Source organism: Kitasatospora sp. NPDC059803, assembly GCF_042732255.1.
In the GTDB taxonomy this organism is placed as follows: Bacteria; Actinomycetota; Actinomycetes; order Streptomycetales; family Streptomycetaceae; genus Kitasatospora.
Genome location: NZ_JBHWIJ010000172.1, coordinates 7,464 through 13,452, shown reverse-complemented (window position 1 = coordinate 13,452; position 5,989 = coordinate 7,464). Strand labels below are relative to the sequence as shown.

The window sequence follows — 5,989 nt, the reverse complement described above, 5'->3', positions numbered from 1 at the left end:
GGTTGTCTGGCGGCGCGCGCAGTCTGTCCCCCCCCCTCCCCCCGGGGGCGCGCCCGCCCGCCCCCCCCCCCCCCCCCGCCCCCCGCCCCCCCCCCCCCCGCCCCCCCGCTGGGCAGGCGCGAGATCACCGTTTGTGAGGCTTGCCTAACCTGCGCCCCGCTGCGACCGGAGGGCGCTGTCCGCTTCGAGGTGTTGGCCGGATCGGGCGGCACGCGGACTTCTTGACAGGCGGGAGCCCATACGCCGAAGCTCATCGCAGTTGGCGAATTTCTCACCGAACTCCCGCTCCGCTTCGGCCTCTTCACGGGGCGTTTTTCTCAGCAGTGGCTTCGTCATGAGGGAAAGTGAGATCCGCTTGACGTTCGTGACCGCGGAAACCCGCGCGGAACCGGCCCGCCCGGTGAAAGCGAGAAACCGGGACAGTGGGGTTCCGGACCACGGGCGGATGTACGGGCGGACGTACGGGCGGGCCGATGTCGAATTCCGCACTGCAGTGCGGGAATTCGGGTTGCCCGACCGCGCCGCCCCGGCGCGCCCCGTCCCGGCGTGCCCCGCGCACGTGACCGCACCTCCTCCGGCGACGGCCTGATCCGGAGGGCCCGCCCGGTGCGGACGACCGCGCCGGGCCGTCCGGGATCTACCCGTCCGGCCCCGATCCGTCCGGCCCCGACCCGTCGCCGCCGCACCACCGCCTCCGCACCACCGTGTCCGTACCACCGCACGGAAGGAACAGCCATGTCGCAGAACACCTGGGACAAGGAACCACGCCCCGCCAGGCTGGAGGAACGCCTGGACGACGGCGTGGTCCGATGTCATCTCAGCCCCCGGAACTGCCGGATCCGCCCCGGCCAGCACGGATTCTGCATGGTCCGGGCCAACCGGGACGGCCGCCTGGTGACCCTGAACTACGGGCGCTCGGTCCACGCCACCGAGGAGACCATCGAGACCGAGGCGGTGTTCCACTACGCGCCCGGCGCCCGGATCCTCTCGATGGGGAACGTCGGCTGCATGCTCAACTGCGACTACTGCCACAACTGGAAGACGTCGCAGGCGCGCCACGTGGAGGACAAGGACGTCTACCACTACACGCCCGAGGAGGTCGTGGACATCGCCGTCCGGCACGGCGTGAAGGTGATCTCCTGGACCTACAACGACCCGGTGGTGTGGCACGAGTTCGTCGTGGAGACGGCCGCCCTCGCCAAGGCGGCGGGAATCGTCAACCTCTACAAGTCCGCGTTCTTCATCAGCGGCGAGGCGATCGAGGAACTGATCCCGGTGATCGACATCTTCTCGGTGTCGATCAAGTCCCTGGACCCGAAGTACTACCGGAAGATCACCAAGGGCTGGCTGGAACCGGTCCTGGAGGGCACCGAGCAGGTGTTCCGGGCCGGGAAGCACGTCGAGGTCTCCACGCTGATGGTCACCGACCTCAGCGACGACGAGGCGACCGCCCGGGACATGGCGAGGTTCGTCGGCGAGCGGCTCAGCCCCGACGTGCCCACGCACTTCGTGCGCTTCCACCCGGACTACAAGATGACCAACACCATCCGCACCCCCGTCGACCGGCTGGAACGGGCCCGCAAGGTCGCCATGGACATGGGGCTCAACCACGTCTACCTGGGGAACGTGTACGACACGGAGTCGACCAACACCTGGTGCCACCGGTGCGGGCAGCTCCAGATCACCCGCTACGGCCTGAACGCCGACCTGGTCGGCCTGGACGCGGCCGGCGCCTGCATCGGCTGCGGCGCCCGCTCGCCGATCGTCCTGCTGCCCGACGCCCGCCCGCGCGCCCGGGTGCCGGAACTCCCCGCCGCCGAGGGCCTGGACCTGGCCCGCTTCGACTGGCACGGCGACGTCCGCGCCCTGCACGTCCAGGTGCGCAACACCTCCGCCGCGCCGGTGCGGGCCTACCACCGCCGCTACGGCGACCCGGCCGCCGACCAGGGCTGGCAGGTCATCGACCTGGCCCCGCAGGAGAGCTTCCGGTACATCGCGGCCAAGAGCACGGCGGGCGAGGTCGGCGTCCAGGTGGCCGTACCGCCGCAGTGCACCTCCAGCCTCCACCAGGTCTTCGACCGCGCGCACTTCCCGACCGTGGAGGCCTCCGCCGGAACGCTGAACGAGGACGTCTCGCCGCTGCCGCTCTTCCAGCCCCGCGCCAGGTCATGACCGGGCCCGCGAGCACGACGGAGCAGGCGGGTCCGATGCGGCACGGGACCGACTACCGCGTCCTGCCGTTCAGCGACGACCTGTCGGCCGTCCTCATCACCGGGAGCCACCGGCTGCTGCTCGCCCCGGCGGACACCGCCGAGCGGCTGGCCTCCGGCGTCGACCACCTGCGGCTGGACGAGCGGCGGGCGTGGGAGCGGCTGCAGGCCGGCGCCGCCACCGGCCGGGAGGCCAACCGCATCCGGCTCCGGGAGAGCGCGCTCTCCGACGGCGCCGACTTCGCGGTCAACGTCAACCTGACGAACGTGTGCAACCTCGCCTGCACGTACTGCTTCGCCGAGGGCGGGGACTACGGCCGGATCACCGAGGCGATGGGTGAGCACTCGATCGCCTGGATCTTCGACTTCATCCACCGCTACGCCGCGCCCGGGCAGCGGGTCCGCTTCGAGTTCTTCGGCGGGGAGCCGCTGGCGAACTTCACGGTGATCCGCAAGATCTGCGAGCGCGCCCGCGACCTCACCGGGCGCTCGGGGACCGAGTTCGTCCACCGGATCTCGACCAACCTCACCCTGATGCCCCAGGGCGTCGAGGAGCTGTTCCGCGACCACCGGTTCATCGTCTCGGTCTCGATCGACGGCGGCCGCGAGGTCCAGGACGCCAACCGCCCCTCCAAGAACGGGAAGGGCTCCTACGACCGGATCATCCGCAACCTGTTCCGGCTGCGCGAGGCGTGCGGCGACGACGTCACCCTGGTGGCCCGGATGACCATCGCGTCGGCGGCGCCCAGCCTCACCGAGAGCGTGCTCGACCTGTGGGGGCTCGACCTCTTCGACTACTTCCAGATCTATCCGGGCGTCTACCCGGTGGAGCAGGGCACGACGGTACCGATCGCCCTCACGCTGGGGGACCGGAAGCTGTCCGAGCCGAAGGGCATCCAGTACATCAACCACTTCCTCCAGCCCGGCATCGTGGAGCAGTTCAAGGACTTCCTGGTCCACTACCCGCGGCTGTTCGCCCCCGACAACCGGTTCAAGGGCGTGCTGGAGTACGAGCGCGCCGTGCAGATGGTCACCGAGGGCGCGGCGGCGCTGGCGTTCTGCTCGGGCGGCCGGACGTACTACACGCACTCCCCGGACGGCAGCGTCAGCCCCTGCCACCGCCTGGTCGGTGACCAGGGCTTCGACGTGGGCACCGGGGCCGAGGGCCTCACCCGGGACCACCCCGAGTGGCGGCGCACCGTCGACGAGCACCGGGTGTGCGGGTCGTGCTGGGCCCGCTACCTGTGCGGCGGGGGCTGCCGGCAGGAGAACCACGTGGCCTCGGGCGACGTGAACGTCCTCAACACCGAGTCCTGCCAGTACCAGTTGATGCTCGCGGAGGAGGTCGTCAAGATGCTGGCCCGCTCCGCCGCCGACTACCGCGAGCGGTCGCGGGAGCGCTACGACGACCTCTTCGTCTCGTGCGGGCGCCCGGTGGTCCCCAACGACCGGCCGGCCCTCGACGCGGCCGCCGACGTCCGCCCGTTCCAGGTCCTCTGCTGACGGCCTCCGCCCCCGGACCCGTCCACCACCACGCCAGGCCGGCCCCGACGAAGGAGCGACCGCAGATGGCCGAGAAGATCATCCGACGGAACATCCACACGTACCCGTTCAAATATCGGCACCACGAGTACGACGAGTACTTCCGCCCCGAGAACGCGGTGCTCTACCTGCACGTCCCGTTCTGCATCACCAAGTGCGGATTCTGCGACTACACCGTCTACATCAACCGGAACGAGCAGCACTTCGCCCAGTACGTCGACGCGCTCGAACGCGAGATCCGCGCCTTCGCCGCCAATCGGGCCTTCCCCGCGTTCCGGGTCGACGCGGTGTATTTCGGCGGCGGTACGCCGGGCATCCTCACCGGCGACCAGACGGCCCGGCTGCTGGACGCCTGCCGGGAATCGTTCGAATTCAACGAGGGCGCGGAGATCGGCCTGGAATTCGACCCCTCGACGGTCGACGAGGCCAAGATCGCGCGGATGCGGGAGGCCGGGTTCACCCGGCTCAGCGTCGGGGTCCAGGCCTTCGACGACCGGCTGCTGGAGATCTGCAACCGCTCGCACGACCTCGCCACCGCCGAACGCGCCTTCCGCACCGTCGTCGACGGCGGTTTCACGCACACCAACATCGACCTGATCTTTCCGCTGCCCGACCAGTCCGTGGACGACTGGAAGCGCAGCGTCGACCGGGCCATCGAACTCGAACCGGCCTGTATCACGGCCTACGGCCTGGAGATCTGGCCCAAGACGGCGTTCCACTCGCTCATCACGTCCGGGAAGATGGCGCTCCCCTCGGCGCAGGACGAGCGCCGGATGTACGAGTACGCCATCGACGCGCTGGAGGCGGCGGGCTTCGCCCGGCGCAGCTCGACGGGGTACTACCACCCCGACCGCTGCGCCGACTACTCGCGCTTCCTGGAGTACTACTGGCGGACCTGGCCGATGATCGGATTCGGCGTCTCGTCGAAGAGCGTGATCCACGACCGGCTGTTCGTCAACGTCAAGCCGCTCAAGAAGTACTACGAGATGGTCGGAAGTGGTCAAATTCCGCTGGATTTCGCCACGTACCTCACCAAGGAACAGGAAATGCGCCGCGTCATGATCCGCGGCCTCAAGATGTGCGAGGTCAACCGGCCGGACTTCCACGACCGGTTCGGCGTCACCATGGAGGCCGTCTTCGGGGCGGAGATCGAGCAGCTCGTCGACAAGGGCTGGCTGGAGGAACGGGGCACCGACGTGTATGCGCTGACCAGGCTCGGTCAGTTGTTGTCGACCAATGTGTACGAGCTGTTCTACGCGCCGGAAGATCTCAGTCCCGCCGAAGGGGATGAGGTACGGTTCGGCATATCGGAGCTCGTCGAGTGACCTGATCGGCGGGTGTTGTGACGAGGGGCAGAGCGAATTGTCGCGCACGTGCTCGCACCAGGCCTTCCGCCGGGCCTTGAGCCGGGACCTGAGCCGGGACTTTCACCGGGACTTTCATCGGACCGGAATGATCGCGGTGACCTGCGGGGGACCGCGGTGAACATCCTCCCCGCGTGGTTCGCCGGGCTCAGCCTCGGCTTCCTGGTCGCCCTGCCCCTCGGCCCCATCGGCCTGCTGTGCGTGCGCAGCGTCCTGCGCGACGGCTTCCCGACCGGCTGGGCGATCGGCCTGGGCGCGGCCCTGGTGGACATCGCCTACGCCGGCCTGGGCCTCGCCGGGGTCGGCAGGCTGCTGGACGTCCCCGCGCTGCGGACGGCCCTGGGGCTGGCCGGGGCCGCCGTGCTGGTGTACATCGGCGCGCGCTCGCTGCGCTCCGCCTTCCGGGTCCAGACGGCCACCGACGACGAGCGGAACCCCGAAGTGGTCCGCCCGCTGGCGGCGTTCCGCACCGCGCTGGCGGCCACCGCCTCCAACCCGGCGACGATCGGCTACTGGGCCGCCGCCTTCGCCGCGGCCACGGCGGCGAACGTCACCGGGACGCTGCCCGCCTCGGTGTCCATGCTGGTCGGCGTCGGCTGCGGCACGCTCCTGTGGTTCACCCTGCTGAGCACGGGCGTGGTGGTGTTCCGCCGGCGCTTCAGCGCCCGGCTGCTGAAGGGCGTCGACCTGGTCGCCGGGATCGGGGTCATCCTCTTCGGCGGCTTCCTGGCCTACCAGTCGCTCGCCTGAACCGGCCGCGGTGACGGCGTCGGGCGGCGGCTGACCGAGGCCCTTCGTAGAGCCGCCCACGATGGCTCGGCATCTTGACGATCGGGCGCCGCGAGAGAGCAGCGCCGGGGCCGGCCCGCGGGG

Annotated in this window: 4 protein-coding genes; all 4 read left to right on the top strand. The window is 70.1% G+C overall.

Annotation, left to right across the window (positions count from 1 at the left end; genetic code table 11):
- Nucleotides 1-735 precede the first annotated feature (735 nt).
- The 4 genes from amrS to ACFV6I_RS24860 all read left to right on the top strand — a co-directional run bounded on the left by amrS (nucleotide 736) and on the right by ACFV6I_RS24860 (nucleotide 5,866).
- On the top strand, nucleotides 736-2,172 hold the full coding sequence (amrS, locus tag ACFV6I_RS24875; protein ID WP_063346372.1) for an AmmeMemoRadiSam system radical SAM enzyme: 1,437 nt from the start codon (nucleotides 736-738) through the stop codon (nucleotides 2,170-2,172).
- 35 nt (nucleotides 2,173-2,207) lie between these two features.
- On the top strand, nucleotides 2,208-3,713 hold the full coding sequence (locus ACFV6I_RS24870) for a radical SAM protein (protein ID WP_380427691.1): 1,506 nt from the start codon (nucleotides 2,208-2,210) through the stop codon (nucleotides 3,711-3,713).
- Between the two features lie 65 nt (nucleotides 3,714-3,778).
- A complete protein-coding gene (locus ACFV6I_RS24865) occupies nucleotides 3,779-5,077 on the top strand; it encodes a coproporphyrinogen-III oxidase family protein (RefSeq protein ID WP_380427689.1) in 1,299 nt (432 codons plus the stop codon).
- A gap of 156 nt (nucleotides 5,078-5,233) precedes the next feature.
- Complete coding sequence (locus ACFV6I_RS24860; protein WP_380379186.1) at nucleotides 5,234-5,866, top strand: LysE/ArgO family amino acid transporter; 633 nt, start codon at nucleotides 5,234-5,236, stop codon at nucleotides 5,864-5,866.
- The last annotated feature ends 123 nt before the right edge of the window (nucleotides 5,867-5,989 follow it).

What these genes read in the sequence shown, in the direction of transcription:
- amrS (WP_063346372.1), top strand. Translation starts at nt 736, where the DNA reads ATGTCGCAGAACACCTGGGACAAGGAACCACGCCCCGCCAGGCTGGAG.
- ACFV6I_RS24870 (WP_380427691.1), top strand. Translation starts at nt 2,208, where the DNA reads ATGCGGCACGGGACCGACTACCGCGTCCTGCCGTTCAGCGACGACCTG.
- ACFV6I_RS24865 (WP_380427689.1), top strand. Translation starts at nt 3,779, where the DNA reads ATGGCCGAGAAGATCATCCGACGGAACATCCACACGTACCCGTTCAAA.